Genomic DNA, 16,948 nt, shown 5'->3' on the forward strand with positions numbered 1-16,948 from the left:
CCACACGGTAGCCGCTCGTGAAGTCGTGCACAAAGTTGCGATCTTGCTCGACGACGTGCTGAGACCCCGGGTCCGCCCGGACGACCGGTGATCGCCTCCCTGATGCCGCTCGTCGTCGGGAACATGGTGCAGGACACGCGCCGGACCGCCCCGGACAGCAGGACTCCCGGCGACCGTGCGGTCGCCGGGAGTCCGGGGTCTGCGCTGCCGACGCGGTGCGCCCTCGCGGGCGGGGGGCCGCGATCAGCTGGCGGGCATGAGCACCGAGTCGATCGCGAAGACCGTCGCGTTCGAGGTCGGGATGTTGCCGCAGACCACGTTCGCGGCCTGGCCGTTGCCACCGGTCAGGGTGATCGCGTCACCGCTGCCGCCGACCTTGACCGTGCCACCCGCGAGCTCGGTGGTGGTACCGGCCGCGAGCAGGCCGTCCTTGTCGTAGCGGGTGCCCGACACGTGGTACGAGAGCAGCGCGCCCAGCTTGGCCTGGTCGTTGAGGACCGAGTTCAGCGTATCCGCGGGGATCTTCTCGAACGCCGTGTTGACCGGCGCGTAGACGGTCAGCGCCGGCGCCGCGTTCAGCGTGTCCGCGAGGCCGGGGACCTTGCCGACGGCGCTGACCAGCGTGGTCAGCAGCGGGTTGGTCGACGCGGCGGTCGCGACCGGCTGCGGGCCCATCGCGTTGAGCGAGCCGGGCTCGCTGCCCTGGGGGAGCGCGGAGCAGGACGGGCCGAAGACGTCCGCCGCGGAGGTGACGCCGGTGCTGGCGGCCGCTGCCGACGCCGGGGCGGACATGGTGGCCGGGGCGCCCGTCGACGGGGCGGCGGTGGACGGCCGCTCGCTGCTGCTGCAGGCGCCGAGGGTGACCACCAGGGCCGCCATCGCGCCGAGGGTGGCGAGTCGCTGAGTCTTGCGCACGGTGTTCCTCCTACAAGCCGGCCCGGGTTGGTCCGGGCCTGTCAGATGGACGTTCGAGATCGCGCCGAACCCGGTTCAGAAGGTTTCGATAACGTTCGGGTCACAGTGACCGAAATTTCTGTCCACTGTGGATATCACGAGGACATTCGTACTGCTGGACGAGCCGGTTCGGGCTCGTCCTAGGCGACGGTGAAGATCGTCGCCGGCCATCCGCTGGCACCGTCCGGGACCGGGTCCGCGCGCTGCTCGGTCTGGGTGTTCCCGTCCGCGTCGGTGGCGCGCACCTGCACGGTGTGGCTTCCGGCGGCGAGGTCGAACCGCGTCTTCCACATCCGCCACGTGTCGCCGCCGACCTCGGTGGCCAGCTCGGCCGGCCGCCACGGACCGCCGTCCATCCTGACCTCGACCTTGCCGATCCCCCGTGGCTGGGACCACGCGATGCCCGCGACGTCGACCGGTCCGGCCGGCACCGAGGAGAAGCCCTTCGGCAGGTCGATACGGGCCTCGGTCTTGATCGGCGCCCGCTCCGCCCAGCCACGCTGCAGCCAGTAGCTCTGCCTGTCGCGGCCGAAGGTCGTGACCTCCATGTCCGCGATCCACTTCGTCCCGGACACGTAGCCGTAGAGGCCGGGTACGACCATCCGCACCGGAAAGCCGTGCTCGGGCGGCAGCGCCTCGCCGTTCATGCCCACCGCGAGCATCGCGCCGCGGCCCTGCTCCAGCACGACGTCGGTCGGCGTACCGGCCGTGAAGCCATCGGTGCTGGTGCAGAACACCTGGTCCGCGCCCTGCTGCACGCCCGCCTCCAGCAGGAGGTCCCGCAGGTCGACCCCGACGAAGTTCGCCGTCGAGATCAGGTCGCCGCCGACGGGGTTCGAGACGCAGGTCATCGTGACGGTGCGCTCGACGAGCGGGCGGCGCATCAGGTCGTCGAAGGTCAGCGTGATCTCGCGGTCGACCATGCCGTGCAGGCGCAGCCGCCAGTCCGCCGCGCGCAGCTGCGGGATCCGCAGCGCCACGTCGATCCGGTAGAAGTCCGCGTTCGAGGTCAGGAAGCGGGTCGTGCCGGGTACGGCGGAGGCGAAGTCCACGCCCGCCGGGATCGCCGGCGCCCGCGTGATCGCGGAGCCGGCGAGCATGCGGGTGACCGTGGCGCGGGACTCCTCGCCGCCGCGGCCGAGCAGCAGGCCCCCGCCCCCGGAGGCGAGGGCGCCGAGACCGACCGCGGCCGACGAGCCGATCAACACGTTGCGCCGGGAGACGCCGCCGGGGCCCGCCGCCCGCTCGTGCGCCGCGTCGAGTGCGAGGCGGTGCAGCCACCGGAACGAGACGACGCCCGCGAGCAGCGCCGCGAGCGGGGCCACCAGGTCCAGCGGCGCGAACGACGGGGCGAACGCGACGGCCGCGAAGCCGGCGATGCCCAGGACGGTCACCACGGCGACGCCCGGACGCCGGTCGCGGCGCGACGCGACACCGGCCACCGCGGCCACCAGCAGGATGACCACGGCCATGCCGCCGAGCAGGATCGGCTTGTCCGCGGTGCCGAAGGTCGCCTTCGCGAACTCCGTGACCGGCTGCGGCGAGAAGCGGATGACCGTGTCGCCGATCGCCAGGTAGGGCGAGGACGACGGGGAGATGATTCCCGCGACGAGGTTTCCCGCGCCGAGCGCGGCCCCGACGGCCAGTACGCCGATCAGCGCGGCGAGAGGCCACGGGATGACCCGGGACCGGGGCGTGGGTTCCGCCTCGGGGGCGACCGCTGTGCTCACGACCGTTCTTTCGGCGCCCGGGCCCCAGCGGTTCGGCGCCTCATCCGCAGGCGCCTCATGTCGGGCACCTCATGTCAGGGCCGAACGGAACCGCTTCTCCTCCACCCGCCAGAACCCGTGCTCCCGGCCGTCGATCAGGATCACCGGGACCCGGTCCCCGTACTCGGCGCGCAGCTCGCCGTCCGAGTCCACGTCCGTGGCCTCCCACGGGACGCCCAGCTCGCCGCAGATCCGGCTCACCTCGGCCTCGGCGGTCTCGCACAGATGGCAGCCGACCCGCGTCAGCACCGTCACCGAATGACTCATGCCCTACACCTCCGCCAGGGTGCGGCGGGCGATCTTGCCCGTCGGGGTGCGCGGCAGCTCGTCGACGAACGCGACCGTCGTCGGCCGCTTGAAGCGGGCCAACCGCACCGCGCAGTGCTCGTTCACCTGCTCCTCGGTGAGGTCCGAGCCGGGCGTGCGGACGACGACCGCCTTCACCGCCGCCCCCGTCCGGTCGTCCGGGATGCCGATGACCGCGGCCTCGGCCACCTCCGCCAGCTCGGCGAGCACCTGCTCGACCTCGCGCGGGTAGACGTTGAAGCCGTTGACGATCACCAGGTCCGACGTGCGGTCGACGAGGTGCAGGTCCCCGTTCCCGTCCAGGTAGCCGACGTCCGCGGTGCGGAACCAGCCCTCCGCGTCCGGGCCGCCCTCGCCGTCCGGCCAGTAGCCGGAGAACAGGTTGGGCCCGCGCACGGCGACGAGGCCGGTGTCGTCCGCGAGATCGGTGTAGACGTCCGCGACGTCCCCCTCCTCGCCCTCGTCCTCGTCGTCCCGGGAGTCCGTCAGGGGGCGCCCGGCGGCGTCGACGAGGCACAGCTCGACGCCCGGGAGCGGCCGCCCGACGGAGCCGGGGCGGGCCGCGCCGCCGACCTGGTTGCTCGTGACGACCGGCCCGGCCTCGCTGAGCCCGTAGCCCTCGACGATGTCCAGCCCGGTGGCGTCGTGGAACGCGGTGAACCACTTCGGCGGCAGCGGCGCTCCGCCCGAGGTGCAGATGCGGACGCCGGCGAACCCGGCCCGCAGCTGCTCCGCGGGCACGTCGAGCAGCGCGCGGTACATCGACGGGACGCCGGCGATCGCGCTGACCCGTTGCCTGACCAGCAGATCCGGCATCGCGTCGGCGTCGAAGCGCTCGGTGAGCACGACCGTGGCCCCGGCCCAGGCGACCTGCAGGAGCCCGGCGGCGAGGCCGAACACGTGGAACAGCGGCAGCGCCAGCAGGACCCGGTCCGTCGGGGTGACCGGGGAGGGGCGCAGCGACGCGAGCTGCGCACGGTTCGCGAGCAGCGCCCGGTGGGAGAGACGGACACCTCGCGGACGGCCCGTGGTGCCGGACGTGTAGACAAGGAGCGCGATGGCCTCCCCACCGTCCCCGCTCGCTTCCCGAGCACCGTCGGCGCTCCCCGCCCGCGGACCCGTGGCCGCCGCCCCTGCACCCGAGGGAGGCGGCGGGAGCACCTGCGCGCCCGCGCCGGCGGCCGCGGCCGCCACGGCGCTCTCCCCCGGTCCGGCGACCACCACCCGGGGGGTGGCGTCACCCAGGATGATCTCCAGCTCGCGCGCCACCGCGCTCGGTCCGATCGGGACCACCACGGCACCGGCCCGCAGCGCACCGAACAGGGCGACGCCGAAGGCCTCGCCGTTGGGCAGCACGACGGCCACCCGGTCGCCCGGGGTGACCCCTGCGGCCCGCAGCCGCTCCGCCTCGGCGCCGGCCGCCGCGTGCAGGTCCTCCCAGGTCAGCGTGGTGCCGCCGGTGACGTCGACCAGTGCGGGATGCTCCGGCCCGTTCGCCGCGGCCCGCTCGACCAGCGCGTACACGTGCGTGAGGCCCTGCGGCACGGGACCTTCTCCGTCTCGTGGGCCTTCTCCTGGCACGGCACTCGCTCCTCGGGGTACGACACGGGCAGGCACGGCCGCCGGTGACGGCCGATCCGACGAGTGTCGCAGAGTCTCCGCGCGCGACGCGCGAACGCAGGTGCGGACCGCCCGGACGGGTCGACCCCCGAGCGGTCGGGCAGCCACGCCGACAGCACGTCCCGGGACGACGGACGGCTCGACACGCCGTCACGGACGGACACGCTACGCCACTGTGACGTTCACCGCGCGTAGTCGCCCGCTCACCGGATCTTCCCGGCGCCGAGCGGCGCGCCGCGCCGGGGGGCTCTGTCCCGGACCTATGCTCCGCCGCTACGACCGGATCAACGCACGACCGTCCGGATCGGCACGAGACCTCACCCAAGGGAGTGGCATGCAGCCTGTTGCCAGCGCTCGGCGGGCTCACCCGCGGGGCCCTGTCCGACTCCGGGCACGCAGGGCTTCATGACCCGCCCGATGCGCCCCCGGCTCCGCACCGACGCCGGCTGGCACGCCGACGCCGCGGTGCGGCCGACTCCCCCCACGAGGACGCCTGTGGCACCACTGACCCAAGCTCCCCCGGCCCAGCCCTTCCCGCCGGGGCAGCGACCGACGACTCCCCATCGGCCGGCGGCGCAGACGCCCTCGGCCCAGTCGCCGCCCGTGCACGGTGAGCGCTACGACGCCGTCCCGCAGGCCGACGCGCCGCTCGCCTCCGGGGCCGGTCCGGCGGACCGCTCCGCCCCGGTGCCCCAGCAGCGCCCCGTGACGCCCTCCGCCGAGGAGCACCCGGTGGAGCCGTCGGCCGAGGAGGGCGGCACCTGGACGCTGGTCAAGCGCTGCCAGGCCGGCGACCTCGCCGCGTTCAGCGAGCTGTACGAGCGCTACCACGAGGTCGTCTACCGCTACGTGCTCTTCCGCATGGGGGACCGCACGCTGGCCGAGGACCTCACCCAGGAGACGTTCGTCCGGGCCCTGCGCCGGATCAGCTCGGTCAGCTACCAGGGCCGGGACATCGGTGCGTGGTTCGTCACCATCGCCCGCAACCTGATCTTCGACCACGTGAAGTCCAGCCGCTACCGGCTCGAGTCCACGACGTCGGAGATCGTGGACTACTCCCCCACCACGCACGGGCCCGAGCAGCAGGTGCTGGAGAACGCCACCAACGACGAGCTGCGCATCGCGATCGCGAAGCTGAACCCCGACCAGCAGGAATGCATCCAGATGCGGTTCCTGCAAGGCCTGTCCGTGGCCGAGACGGCCGAGCGGATGCAGCGCAACGAGGGTGCGGTCAAGGCCCTGCAGCACCGCGCCGTCCGCCGGCTCGCCACCCTGCTCCCCGACGGTGTGCGATGAGTGCGGGCTATATCGGCCGTTGTGGCCGTGTCGTTACGGGTGCGACGAACGAACAACTCGAAGCGGTGAACGGTCCCTACGCCGTAACCGACGACCGCCTGGCTCGTTGTGTGGGTGAACGTCGAAGCAGTGCGGGGTCCCGATCGGGCTCGGCGCTGACGAACAGTGCAGGGATGCAGTGAGGACGGCCAACATGCCCGCGGGACGGGGCGACGACGAGGAACGGTACGAGGCGTACGGGACACCTCCCGGCGCCGACGCCGCGGAGGAGCTCGCACACGAGCTCGCGCTGGCGGCTGCGCTCGACCGCAGCCGTTCCTCCCTGTCGCCGGACCGGCAAGCCTCGGTCCGGATGAAGCAGCGGTTGTTCGCGGCGCTCGCCGAGGAGGGCTTCGGCCCCGGCGGCGGCGTCGACACGATGGCTCCGCCGGCGGCTCCGTCGCCCGGGCCGACCGAGACGACCGCGGAGATGGCCCCCGTGGCCGGTCCGCGGCCGGACGGCGGGACAGGCGGCACGGACGCCCCGACGACCGTGGCGGGCGTCTCGGTCGGAGCGGGCGGCACCCGCACCCTCACGAGCGCCGGTGCCGGCACGGACGTGCCGCGGGGGCGCAAGCCCCGCCACGTCCTCCCATCGGACCACCCGGACCAGCCGAACCGTCCCGGCGGCGCCCGCGGCTCGCGCCGCCCCGGCGGCCGCCCGAGCCTGCGCAAGCGGGTCGCGCTGGTCAGCGGGGCCGCCCTGCTGGCGCTCGTCGCCATCGCCGGCGGTGGCGCGCTGGTCGCCCGCAACGCCCTGCCCGGCGACGCGCTGTACGCCATGAAGCGCGCCTCGGAGTCCACCGGCACCGTCTTCACCTTCAGCGACGACGCGCTCGGCCACCGCCACCTCGACCTCGCCGCGACCCGGCTGGGCGAGATCCGCCAGATGGTCGCCGACGGTTCCCCGGACCCGGTGCTCGTCGGCGCGGCGCTCGAACAGTTCCGCGACTCCGCCACCGCCGGGTCCGTGACCCTGCTCGGCGACGGCGCACCGACCAGCACCGAGCTGGGGGACCTGCGCACCTGGACGACGGGCCAGGCGGCCGTGATGCGGGAGATCTCCCCGTCGCTGCCCGCCGCGAACCGTTCGGACATCGAGCAGTCCTACGCACTGCTCAACGCGATGAACCAGCGCGCCGAGGCGCTGCGGGCCCGCACGGGCTGCAGCGAGGTCGTCGCGGGCGCCGACGAGCTGGGGGCGGTCCCGGCCTCCGCGGCCTGCGTCCCGACGTCGGCGACCGTCGCCGACCCGAGCGGCGGGTCGGAGCAGCAGACCCGGCGGACGACGACCCAGTCGTCGCAGGCCGGGACGACGACCGACCAGGACGGGACCACCACCCCGGCCCCCGAGGGCACGACGACCACCCCGCCCACGGGCACCCCGACCGAGGAGCAGGGCGATCTGCTCGACGTTCTGCCCGGCGACGGCCGGCTCGGCGTCGACGGGGCCGCCGGGAGCGCCGAGACCGCCGCGCCGGACGCCGCCGGGGGCTCCGCGGACCCGACGACCAGCAGCACGACCACACCGCCGCCGCTGCTGCCGCCGATCACCCTGCCGCCGCTGCTGCCCGGCCTGCTGGGCGGCTGATCCACTCCCATCACGGTGCACCTCTGCACGGCCCGGACGGCACTCTCCTCGTGAGGGTGCCGTTCGCCCGTTCGGAAGGTTCTCGGCAAGTAGTCTGTCGGGTGTTCGTCGTCCGTCGTTCCGGAAGGCTCCCAGGTGGTTGGACAAGGTGACCCGCGCCCAGGCGACGGGGACACGGGGCTCGGCGGGAAGGGGCCCGGCCTGAACGGGGACGGGGCGCCGCTCGGGATGGGCGGCCGGGCCGAGGTGGCCGGCGTGGCCGAGTCCGGTGACGTCATGGACAAGGTCACCGCGCTGGACCCCGCGGTCCGCGCCGGGGAGGCGGCCGCCGCCGCGGCCGTCGCCGCGGGCGAGACCCCGGTGGCGTCGGACGCCCCGCCGACGGACCTCACGGCCGCCGCGTTCTTCGACGTGGACAACACGATGATGGTCGGCGCGTCGATCTTCCACTTCGCCCGCGGCCTGGCCGCGCGGAAGTTCTTCACCACCTCGGACATGGCCGGGTTCGCCTGGCAGCAGATCAAGTTCCGGATCGGCGGCCGGGAGGACAAGACCGGGATCGCCGGGCACCGGGACACCGCGCTGTCGTTCGTGGCGGGCCGGCCGGTCGAGGACGTCGTCACCCTCGGCGAGGAGATCTACGACGAGCTGATGGCGGACCGGATCTGGGCCGGCACCCGCGCGCTCGCCCAGATGCACCTCGACGCCGGGCAGCGGGTCTGGCTGGTCACGGCCACCCCGGTGGAGCTCGCCCTGATCATCGCGCGCCGCCTCGGGCTCACCGGGGCCCTGGGCACCGTCGCGGAGAGCGTCGACGGGCACTACACGGGCCGGCTCGTCGGGGAGATCCTGCACGGCCCGGCCAAGGCCCACGCCGTGCGCGCGCTGGCCGCCACCGAGGGACTGGACCTGCGGCGCTGCGCCGCCTACTCGGACTCGGTGAACGACGTGCCGATGCTCTCGGCCGTCGGTACCGCGGTCGCGGTCAACCCGGACTCGGAGCTGCGGGACGTCGCGAAGGCCCGCGGGTGGCAGGTCCGGGACTTCCGGACGGGTCGCAGGGCCGCCCGGATCGGCGTCCCGTCCGTGCTGGGCGCCGGGGCCGTCGCGGGCGCCGTGGCGGCGGGCGTGGCGTACAGACGCCGCTGACGCGGCCCGTGCGCGGATGACGTTGTTCCAGCGACGTTTTCCGCGCACGACCCCCGGTCAGCCGAGGAAGACGTTCCTGCGCTGGCTCAGCAGCCGGTAGAGGGTGTGCTGGATGGTCTCGCGCACCTGGTCCGTCAGGTTGAACACCAGCATCGGGTCGTCGGCGTCCGCGGGATCGTGCCGGTCCGTCCGGATCGGCTCACCGAACTCGATGTACCACTTCGACGGCAGCGGGATCGCCCCGAGCGCGCCGAGCAGCGGGAACAGCGGCGTGACCGGGAAGTACGGCGCCCCGATCAGCCGGGCCAGCGGCGCGATGTCCCCGATCTTGGGGTAGATCTCCTCGGCCCCGACGATCGAGCACGGGATGATCGGCACACCGGTCCGCAGCGCCGCCGACACGAAGCCGCCGCGGCCGAAGCGCTGCAGCTTGTAGCGGTCCCGGAACGGCTTCCCGATGCCCTTGAAGCCCTCCGGGTAGACGCCGACGAGCTCGCCGGAGTCCATCAGCCGCTCGGCGTCCGGCATGCAGGCGAGCGTGGCGCCGTTCTTGCGGGCCAGCTCGCCCACGATCGGGAGCTTGAACATCAGGTCGGCGCCGAGGAGGCGTAGCTGGCGGTGCCGCGGATGGTCGTCGTGCAGGGCGACGATGGTCATCAACGCGTCCAGCGGCAGGGTGCCCGAGTGGTTGGCGACGATCAGCGCGCCGCCGGTGTCCGGGACGTTGTGCATGCCGATGGTCTCGACCCGGAACCACTTGCGGTACAGCGGGCGGACCGCCGGGAGCAGCACCGAGTCCGCGAGGTCGCGGTCGTAGCCGAACTCGTCGACCGTGTAGTCCCCGGACAGGCGGCGCCGGGCGAAGGCCAGGAGCTGCTCGAGCCCCACCTCCCAGGCGGCGGGGTTCGGAGCCGGCTCGGGTTCGGGCTCCCGCACCGCCGACGGGTGGGTGATCGGTTCCGCCGGTGGCCCGGAGCTTCGGTTGCGCCGCGCCCCACTCCCCGCGCCCAGCTTCCAGCGCGTCCGTGACCCGTTCTCGTCAGCGTGCAGCGGGATGACCCGTGCTTCCGGCACGCCGACCCCCTCTCGCCGAAGAACCTCGTGCGCTCGTGCTCACCGTCACGAACTGCCGTCTCTACGTGACGACGGCGACGCCGTCAACCACCCCGCGCCGAGCGGCCTCAATGCAGCAACCGGGCCAGGGACAGCACACCCCGCTCCACGGAGGCGAGCCGCTCCGACCCGAGGACCGGGCGCAGTGCCCGGCCTCGAACGTAGTCGTCGAAGGCCTGGGCCGTGGTCCACCGCGGGGCGAATCCGAACTCCTCCTTCAGCCGGGCGGTGTCGACGACCCTGCCGAAGTTGAGGAAGCGCATCTGCTCCGGCGAGAAGTCCACGACCCGGGCGCCGCGCAGGATCCGCCCGACCGGTCCCACCGCGGCGCTGGGGACGCCGATGGCGATCTTCCCGGCACGCCGGATGGCCTGGGAGAGCAGCAGCACGCCGTCCGCCGCGACGTTGTAGACGCCCGGGAGCTCCTGGGTGGCCGCGCGCTCGAGCACGGCGAGGCCGTCCTCCTCGTGCAGCAGCTGGACGCGGGCGTCGTAGCCGAGCACCGTCGGGACGACCGGGAGCATGAAGTAGCCGGTGAGCACGGTGTCGATGCGCGGGCCGATGAAGTTCGAGAACCGCAGCACGGTGACCGAGACGTCCGGCCGGCGCCGGCCGAAGCCGCGCAGGTAGCCCTCGATCTCCGCGGCGTCCTTCGCGTAGCCGCCGGACGGGAAGCTCCTTGGGCGTCATGGCCTCGTCGAACAGGGCCGGGTCCCGCGGGCTGGAGCCGTAGACGGCGGTCGTGGACTTGAGGACCATGCGGCGGACCGACGGGGCCTTCTGGCACGCGGCGAGGAGCTGCATCGTGCCGATGACGTTCATCTCCTTCATCGCCGTCCGCCCGCCGGAGGAGCCCGGGGTGGAGGAGAGCGACGCGTGCACCACGGTGTCCACCGCGGCGCCGGAGATGACCTTGGCGATGAGCGGGTTGCGGATGTCCGCGCGGACGAACTCGGCGCGGCCCATCCGGCGCAGCAGGTCCCGGGGCGGCGGCACGGTGTCCACGCCCAGCACCCGGTCGATGTCCGGGTCCGCGGCGAGTCGCGCGGCCAGGTTGCCCCCGAGGAACTTGCTCACCCCGGTGACGAGCACGACCGACGGCTTCGTTCCGGGTGGGGACGTCCGGCCGTTCGTCCGTGAGCTGGCCATCAGGATCCGGGCCTTCCTGCTGCGTCGCGACGGGGAGGAGGTGCTCCGCCGACACCGAACCCCCGGGTCGCACGGGGCGACCCGGGGGTCGGGGGTTGTACCGGCGACGACCGGCCCTGGTCGTTCATCGGGCCGGCGCCGCCGTCACGTCACTTGCCGAGCTTGCGACGCTGCACGCGGGTCTTACGAAGGAGCTTGCGGTGCTTCTTCTTCGACATCCGCTTGCGGCGCTTCTTGATGACTGAGCCCATGCGTCAGGCCCTCCCTGCTCTGTTGCGTCACGTGTGGTGCGTTACGGGTGTCCCGTCCGAGCCCGCGGCCACACGAGAGGACCGGAGACCGCGCGGACATCGCGCGCACGCACGCGCGGACGGCGAGACGATGACCGACCTCGGATCCTACCTGCCGGGGTCCGGGACGGCGCAGCCCGGGCGGTCAGCCCGCGTCGAAGTAGGCGCTGCGCAGGTAGTCCTCGACCGCGCGCTTCGGGACCCGGAAGGACCGACCCACCCGCGCGGCCGGGAGCTCCCCGCCGTGGACGAGCCGGTACACGGTCATCTTCGAGACCCGCATCATGGCGGCGACCTCGGCGACGGTCAGGAACTGCACCGCGCCCAGGCCTATCTGGTCGGGCCTGCCCGGCGGCTGTTCGGGCGTGCCCTGCTGTTCGGGCGTTCCGGAGGCCATCCGAACACCGCCTTCCTCGACTCCGCCGAGCCGTCCGGGGTGGCGTCCCCGGGCGGGTTCAGGCGTGTGAGAGCTGAGTCTAGCGGGACCGATGTGACGACTTCGACAGGCTCACCACACGGGTGAGGTCTTCAGCCGCGCGTCAGGGTGATCTGTCCTCGTCCGATCGGGGCGTCACTTCTGCACCGTCCGTCCCAGCTCCACCGATCGGTCGCGGGCGGCCTCGATCGCGGCGATGAGCGCCGCACGCACTCCGTGACGTTCGAGCTCACGGATGGCGGAGATCGTGGTCCCCGCCGGTGAGGTGACGTTCTCCCGCAGGATGACGGGGTGGTCGTCGGACTCGCGGAGCATGACGGCGGCCCCGTAGGCGGACTGCACGATCAGGTCCGCGGCGACGGCGCGCGGCAGGCCCAGCAGGATCCCGGCGTCGATCATGGCTTCGACCAGGTAGAAGAAGTACGCCGGGCCGGAGCCGGAGAGCGCGGTCACGGCGTCCTGCTGGGTCTCCGGGACCCGGACGACGCGGCCGACCGCACCGAGCAGCTCCTCGACGACGGCCAGGTGCTCGTCGGTGGCGTGGCTGCCGGCGGAGATCGCGCTCATCGCCTCGCCGACCACCATCGGGGTGTTCGGCATGACCCGCACGACCGGGGTGCCCGCGGGCAGCCCGCCCTCGAACAGCGCGGTCGGCAGCCCCGCGCACAGCGTGACGACGAGCGTGCCGGCGCCGAGCGCGCCGTCCAGCTCCCGCAGGACGGGCGCGATGTCCTGCGGCTTGACGGCGACGACCACGACGTCCGCCTTCGCCGCGGCCGTCGGCACGTCCGCGCTCTCGACCCCCAGCCGCCCGGTCAGCTCGGCCGCCCGCTCGGGGTGGCGTTCGGTGAACACCAGGTCCCCGGGCGCCCGCCCGGCCTTCAACAGCCCCGACAGGAGCGCCTCGCCGATCTTCCCGGCCCCCAGCACCGCGATGCGTGTCATGGGCCCGACGGTAGCCGCCGGGTCCGCCGGGCCGCCGGGGAGTCGGGTCAGGGGCGGGGCAGCGGCGCCAGGGCGATCTGGCGGGCCTGGCAGACCAGCCGGCCCGCCGAGTCGACGACGGTGACGTCCTCGTCGAACCAGGTTCCCCGCACCGACGCCGAGCGGGACTCCAGGCGCAGCCAGCCCGGCGCCGGGTGGGCCCGGAGCAACGCGGTGAGCTGCACCGTCGGCGCCCAGCCCGGGTCGCCGAGGTTGAACAGCGTCGGCGGCAGGATGTCCCCCGCAAGCAGCGCGTAGAGGACGTCGGGCTCCTCGCCGATCGGTCGCGTCCAGCCGCGGATGATCGGCGGACCCTGCTCGCCCCGGACGAACGGGATCGTCTCGCCGTCGTAGCGGACCTCCGTGGAGGCGGCGAGCCCCACGGCCGGGACGAGCCGGCTCGCGCTCCGGTCGAGCGCCTCGGCGGGCGGCTCCGCGGCGATGTCCGGCAGGTCGGACCAGCGCGGTGCGTCCGTGGGCAGCCGGCCTGCGGTCACCGTGGCCGTCAGCATGAGCTTGTCGCCCTGGGTCATCCGGACCGCGGCGACCGACGCCGTGCGGCCCAGCTTGAGCACCTCCGTGCTCATCTCGACGGGCCCGAGGCCCGGAGCCCGCAGGAACTCGGTGCTGATCGCGACGGGGTCGAGCGCGGTGCCCGTCCCGGCGGCCAGCCGGCCCAGCGCGGCCTTGGCCAGCAGCACCATCAGCAGTCCGCCATGGGCCTTGTCCCCGACCGCGAACCGCTCACCGATCTCGGCGGTGAACCGGCCGTCGCCGGCGTCCGCGACGACCGTCGACTCCGAGAACGGGCGCCGGGTCACCTCCTGCGCGGGGGCGCTCATGATCGTCCTTGGGAGTGGCGGGGAACGAGACACATGCATTACGGGTACCACCCGGCCGCCGCGGCGACCGAGGCCCTGTGACCTACATCAACCCGGTCACGCGGATCGGCGCCGGGCCCGGACGGGGCGCGGGGACCGGCCCGGGCTGCAGGTTCAGCCTCGCGTAGAGCAGCGAATCATTGAGCATCGCCACACGCGCCTGGCGAGTCCGGGCCCGCCGGGTGCTGACCTCGAGGACGACGACGCCGCCGGCGTGGGCGAACGGGCCGGCGCTCAGCCGTTCGCAGACCTCGCGGCAGGGCTGGTTGCCGCGGCCGGGGACGAGGTGCTCGTCCCGCGGGGTGCCGCTCCCGTCCGTCAGGTGGACGTGCACGAGGCCGGCGCCCATCCGCTCCTGCATCGCGAGGGCGTCCGAGCCGGCGGCGGCGGTGTGCGAGAGATCGAGAGTGTAGAAGGCGTGGCCGACCTCGGTGGGATCGAAGCCGGGCGAGTACGGGACGGTCCGGATCCCGCCACGGCGCACCGGGAACATGTTCTCGACGGCCAGCCGGACGCCGGCGGTCTCGCCGGCCCGGGCGACCTCGTCGGAGAACGCGCCGGCGTAGCGGCGCTGCCAGCGGAACGGCGGGTGCAGGACGACGGTGCGGGCCCCCAGGAGGTCCGCGGCGACGACGGAACGCCGGATACGGCCGATCGGGTCCGAACCCCACACGCGCTGGGTCACGGCCAGGCAGGGGGCGTGCACGGCCAGCACGGGGACGCCGTAGCGCCGGACGAGCCGGTCGACCGCGCGGACGTCCTGGCTCACCGGATCCGTCCAGATCATCAGCTCGACGCCGTCGTAGCCCAGGTCCGCGGCGATCTCGAACGCGGCGGCGGCCGGTTCGGGGTAGACGGACGCGGTGGAGAGCGCGACCGGCGGCACCGGCGCGGCTCCGTTCCCCAACCCGTCCACGGCTAGCGGTCGAGCAGGACGAGGATCGCCGGGGACACCGTGAGCAGCAGCCCGACGAGGACTGCGAACACGGTGGTCCGCAGGTCGTCGTTGCGCAGGAGCGCACGGACCCCGATGACCAGGCCGACCGTCAGGATCACCGCCGCGGCGAGGGCCACCACCGGCAGGTTGAACCAGAGGTACCGGAACCCGACCCAGATGGCCGCGCCCGCGAGAGCACCGGCGATCCACTGGCCGATGACCACGGCCCAGGCCTGCCCCGTGCCGGCCTCCTCGTCGAGGTCGTCGTCCTCTTCGAGCTCCGCGACGCGACGGCGGCTGCCGAGCCCGGCGGGGGCCTCGTCCGGATGCACGCGACGGCCCGCGGGGTGCTCGTCGCCCTCCAGCTCGTCGTCGAGGTCGTCCGGGTCGAAGGCCGCTGCCTCGGTGGCCGGGCCGCCGTCGTCCGCGGGGCGGCCGGGGGCGTCGTCGTCGTCCAGCGGGGGGGCGCCGAGCTGGGTCGGCGGGCCGCCGTCGTCCGCGAGAGCCCGCGCCCGGTCCGCGGCGCCGCGCTCGCCCCGGCGGGGGGCGTCGATCGGGCCGGTCGACGGCTCGGCACCGGCCTTGTCGCTGTAGCGGGGGATCTGCTCGGTGGGGCGCTCCGGAGCCGTGGCCCGGGCCGCCGGCCGCCCGTTCGTCACGGGCGCGGACGCGGGTGACGGGAAGGTGGCGCGCGGCGGCATGCCGCGGCCCGGGGACTGGGCGGGGCCCTGCAGGCTCTGGGCCTGGCCGGGGCGGGCCGGGGGCTGGGGCCGGCCGACGCGCTCCGGGGAGGGCTGCTGGGTCTGCCGGTCGGAGATCCGGGGGTTGCGGGCCCATGGGTCCTGGGCCCGGCGGTCCGGAGCCGGACGGTCCGGAGCCGGACGATCGGGAACCGGACGATCGGGGGCGTCCGTGGCGGGCTCCGGGGCGCGGCGGCGTCCCGTGTACGCCGCGACCCCGTTCGTGCCGGAGCCGTTCGGGGCGTATGCGGTGCGGCCGTTGCTCCCGGCCTCCGGGGTGCCGGCGTCCCAGCCACCCGCGGGGCCGCCGTCGACGGGCGGACGACCGGACTCGCGGCCGTTGCTGTCGAAGCCGTTGCGGCCCGCTCCGTTCCGGTCCGGTCCGGCGCTGCGGAACCCGCCGCCACCACCCGCGCCCGGCTCGGGCGCGGCCCGTCGCCCGGTGGACGCGGGTTCCTCGCTGAGCCACGGCCGGGCGGTGGGCACCTGCGGGCCGACCGTCGCGGCGCCGGTGGGCGCGGCGCGGCGCCCGCCGGAGCCCTCGCCGTCGGGCGGCTCGACGGAGTCGTCGGCCTCTCGGCGGCGTCGCCGACGACCGGCGCCGCCGCCGCCGTTCTCGGCGAGCAGCTCGGCGACCGTGCGCTGACGGGGCTGGTCGATCTCTGAACTCATCCGCTACACCGTGCCTCGTCCGAGGTCAAGCGTCCAAGTGCTGATGGCGCGTCCTGCGCCGAGCGGTCGCTCCGGGACGACCCATCGAGCGTGTCCAGCCTCCGCAGGATCACTCCTTCGCGCAACGCCCAAGGGCAGATGTCGAGTTCGGACACCTTCAGCGCGCGCATCGCGGCCTCCGCGACGAGGGCGCCCGCGACGACCTGGTGGGCCCGGCTCGCGCTCACCCCCTCCAACTCGGCGAGGTCCGCGGAGGACATCCGGCTGATGAAGGACACGAGCTGGCGCAGCCCCACGTCGGTGAGCGTGCGGCGGACCCGCAGCCCGGCGCTCGACGGCTGCGCACCGGTGAGCCGGGCGAGCGAGCGGAACGTCTTGGACGTCCCGACGGCCAGATCCGGTTCCCCGCGGCGCCGCAGATCCCGGGCCACCGGCGCGAGGTCCGCGTCGAGCTTCTCGCGCAGCGCGGCGACCTCCGCGCGGCTGGGCGGGTCCGAGGTGAAGTGGTCCCGGGTGAGCCGGCCCGCCCCGAGCGGCAGCGACGCGGCCGCGGCCGGGTGCTCGTCCCGCCCGGTGGCGAGCTCGAGCGACCCGCCGCCGATGTCCAGGACCAGCAGCCGTCCGGCGGACCAGCCGTACCAGCGGCGGACGGCCAGGAAGGTGAAGCGGGCCTCGTCCTCCCCCGGCACGACCTGGAGCACGACGCCCGTCTCCGCCCGGACCCGGGTGAGCACGGCGGCGGAGTTGGTGGCGTCCCGCAGAGCGGACGTGGCGAAGGCGAGCAGGTCGTCGCAGCCGAGCGCGATCGACGCGTCCCGCGCCTTGTGCACCGCCGCGACCAGGGAGTCCGCGCCGGAGCGGTCCAGCGCCCCGTCCCGGTCCAGGTGCTCGGCGAGGCGCAGCTCCGCCTTCTCCGACGTCATCGGGGTCGGGTGCCCACCACGATGCGCGTCCACCACGAGCAGATGGACGGTGTTGGAACCGACGTCGAGCACACCCAGGCGCACGAGATCAGGTTACCG

The 16,948-nt window shown here is 74.2% G+C and carries 15 protein-coding genes and 1 pseudogene; 3 read left to right on the forward strand and 13 right to left on the reverse strand.

Annotated features, from left to right (window positions below; genetic code table 11):
• Window positions 1–243: 243 nt before the first annotated feature.
• From WBK50_RS28995 to WBK50_RS29010, 4 genes are all read right to left on the reverse strand, one after another.
• Window positions 244–915: a fasciclin domain-containing protein gene (locus WBK50_RS28995; protein ID WP_341338608.1), complete on the reverse strand. Its 672-nt coding sequence runs from the start codon at window positions 913–915 to the stop codon at window positions 244–246.
• Between the two features lie 179 nt (window positions 916–1,094).
• Window positions 1,095–2,684, reverse strand: coding sequence for a molybdopterin-dependent oxidoreductase (locus WBK50_RS29000; RefSeq protein WP_341338609.1), 1,590 nt, complete (start codon window positions 2,682–2,684; stop codon window positions 1,095–1,097).
• Window positions 2,685–2,753: 69 nt separating this feature from the next.
• Complete coding sequence (locus WBK50_RS29005) at window positions 2,754–2,990, reverse strand: glutaredoxin family protein (protein ID WP_341338610.1); 237 nt, start codon at window positions 2,988–2,990, stop codon at window positions 2,754–2,756.
• Between the two features lie 3 nt (window positions 2,991–2,993).
• Window positions 2,994–4,574 carry an AMP-binding protein gene (locus WBK50_RS29010; RefSeq protein ID WP_341338611.1) on the reverse strand — a complete coding sequence of 527 codons (1,581 nt, stop codon included), beginning with the start codon at window positions 4,572–4,574 and terminating at the stop codon, window positions 2,994–2,996.
• A 678-nt stretch (window positions 4,575–5,252) separates the two neighbouring features.
• Here WBK50_RS29010 and WBK50_RS29015 point away from each other — a divergent pair.
• The 3 genes from WBK50_RS29015 (at window position 5,253) to WBK50_RS29025 (ending at window position 8,724) form a co-directional block, all read left to right on the forward strand.
• Window positions 5,253–5,945, forward strand: a complete 693-nt coding sequence (locus tag WBK50_RS29015) for a sigma-70 family RNA polymerase sigma factor (RefSeq protein WP_445942317.1) — start codon at window positions 5,253–5,255, stop codon at window positions 5,943–5,945.
• A gap of 193 nt (window positions 5,946–6,138) precedes the next feature.
• A complete protein-coding gene (locus WBK50_RS29020) occupies window positions 6,139–7,575 on the forward strand; it encodes a DUF5667 domain-containing protein (RefSeq protein ID WP_341338612.1) in 1,437 nt (478 codons plus the stop codon).
• A gap of 276 nt (window positions 7,576–7,851) precedes the next feature.
• A complete protein-coding gene (locus WBK50_RS29025; RefSeq protein ID WP_341339541.1) occupies window positions 7,852–8,724 on the forward strand; it encodes an HAD family hydrolase in 873 nt (290 codons plus the stop codon).
• Between the two features lie 57 nt (window positions 8,725–8,781).
• On the opposite strand, the gene WBK50_RS29030 is transcribed toward WBK50_RS29025, so the two are convergent.
• The 9 genes and pseudogenes from WBK50_RS29030 to WBK50_RS29070 form a co-directional block, all read right to left on the reverse strand.
• Complete coding sequence (locus WBK50_RS29030) at window positions 8,782–9,798, reverse strand: lysophospholipid acyltransferase family protein (RefSeq protein WP_341338613.1); 1,017 nt, start codon at window positions 9,796–9,798, stop codon at window positions 8,782–8,784.
• Window positions 9,799–9,905: 107 nt separating this feature from the next.
• Window positions 9,906–10,986: pseudogene (locus WBK50_RS29035) on the reverse strand (NAD-dependent epimerase/dehydratase family protein).
• A 149-nt stretch (window positions 10,987–11,135) separates the two neighbouring features.
• Entirely contained in the window at window positions 11,136–11,237 is a 102-nt protein-coding gene (locus tag WBK50_RS29040; RefSeq protein WP_010241351.1) for a 30S ribosomal protein bS22, read from the reverse strand.
• 184 nt (window positions 11,238–11,421) lie between these two features.
• Complete coding sequence (locus WBK50_RS29045) at window positions 11,422–11,673, reverse strand: helix-turn-helix domain-containing protein (protein WP_341338614.1); 252 nt, start codon at window positions 11,671–11,673, stop codon at window positions 11,422–11,424.
• A 174-nt stretch (window positions 11,674–11,847) separates the two neighbouring features.
• The gene (proC, locus tag WBK50_RS29050) at window positions 11,848–12,657 is read right to left on the reverse strand and encodes a pyrroline-5-carboxylate reductase (protein ID WP_341338615.1); all 810 of its coding nucleotides are present in this window, start codon (window positions 12,655–12,657) and stop codon (window positions 11,848–11,850) included.
• A gap of 47 nt (window positions 12,658–12,704) precedes the next feature.
• Window positions 12,705–13,538, reverse strand: a complete 834-nt coding sequence (locus tag WBK50_RS29055) for a thioesterase family protein (protein WP_341338616.1) — start codon at window positions 13,536–13,538, stop codon at window positions 12,705–12,707.
• Window positions 13,539–13,620: 82 nt separating this feature from the next.
• The gene (locus tag WBK50_RS29060; RefSeq protein ID WP_341338617.1) at window positions 13,621–14,463 is read right to left on the reverse strand and encodes a sugar phosphate isomerase/epimerase family protein; all 843 of its coding nucleotides are present in this window, start codon (window positions 14,461–14,463) and stop codon (window positions 13,621–13,623) included.
• A 32-nt stretch (window positions 14,464–14,495) separates the two neighbouring features.
• Window positions 14,496–15,926, reverse strand: a complete 1,431-nt coding sequence (locus tag WBK50_RS29065; protein ID WP_341338618.1) for a hypothetical protein — start codon at window positions 15,924–15,926, stop codon at window positions 14,496–14,498.
• On the reverse strand, window positions 15,923–16,933 hold the full coding sequence (locus WBK50_RS29070) for a Ppx/GppA phosphatase family protein (RefSeq protein ID WP_341338619.1): 1,011 nt from the start codon (window positions 16,931–16,933) through the stop codon (window positions 15,923–15,925). The genes WBK50_RS29065 and WBK50_RS29070 overlap by 4 nt, the downstream gene beginning before the upstream one ends.
• Between the last annotated feature and the right edge of the window lie 15 nt (window positions 16,934–16,948).

This window comes from Pseudonocardia sp. T1-2H, assembly GCF_038039215.1.
Classification (GTDB): domain Bacteria; phylum Actinomycetota; class Actinomycetes; order Mycobacteriales; family Pseudonocardiaceae; genus Pseudonocardia.

What these genes read in the sequence shown, in the direction of transcription:
- WBK50_RS29005 (WP_341338610.1), bottom strand. Translation starts at nt 2,990, where the DNA reads ATGAGTCATTCGGTGACGGTGCTGACGCGGGTCGGCTGCCATCTGTGC.
- WBK50_RS29020 (WP_341338612.1), top strand. Translation starts at nt 6,139, where the DNA reads ATGCCCGCGGGACGGGGCGACGACGAGGAACGGTACGAGGCGTACGGG.
- WBK50_RS29025 (WP_341339541.1), top strand. Translation starts at nt 7,852, where the DNA reads ATGGACAAGGTCACCGCGCTGGACCCCGCGGTCCGCGCCGGGGAGGCG.
- WBK50_RS29040 (WP_010241351.1), bottom strand. Translation starts at nt 11,237, where the DNA reads ATGGGCTCAGTCATCAAGAAGCGCCGCAAGCGGATGTCGAAGAAGAAG.
- WBK50_RS29045 (WP_341338614.1), bottom strand. Translation starts at nt 11,673, where the DNA reads ATGGCCTCCGGAACGCCCGAACAGCAGGGCACGCCCGAACAGCCGCCG.
- proC (WP_341338615.1), bottom strand. Translation starts at nt 12,657, where the DNA reads ATGACACGCATCGCGGTGCTGGGGGCCGGGAAGATCGGCGAGGCGCTC.
- WBK50_RS29055 (WP_341338616.1), bottom strand. Translation starts at nt 13,538, where the DNA reads ATGAGCGCCCCCGCGCAGGAGGTGACCCGGCGCCCGTTCTCGGAGTCG.
- WBK50_RS29065 (WP_341338618.1), bottom strand. Translation starts at nt 15,926, where the DNA reads ATGAGTTCAGAGATCGACCAGCCCCGTCAGCGCACGGTCGCCGAGCTG.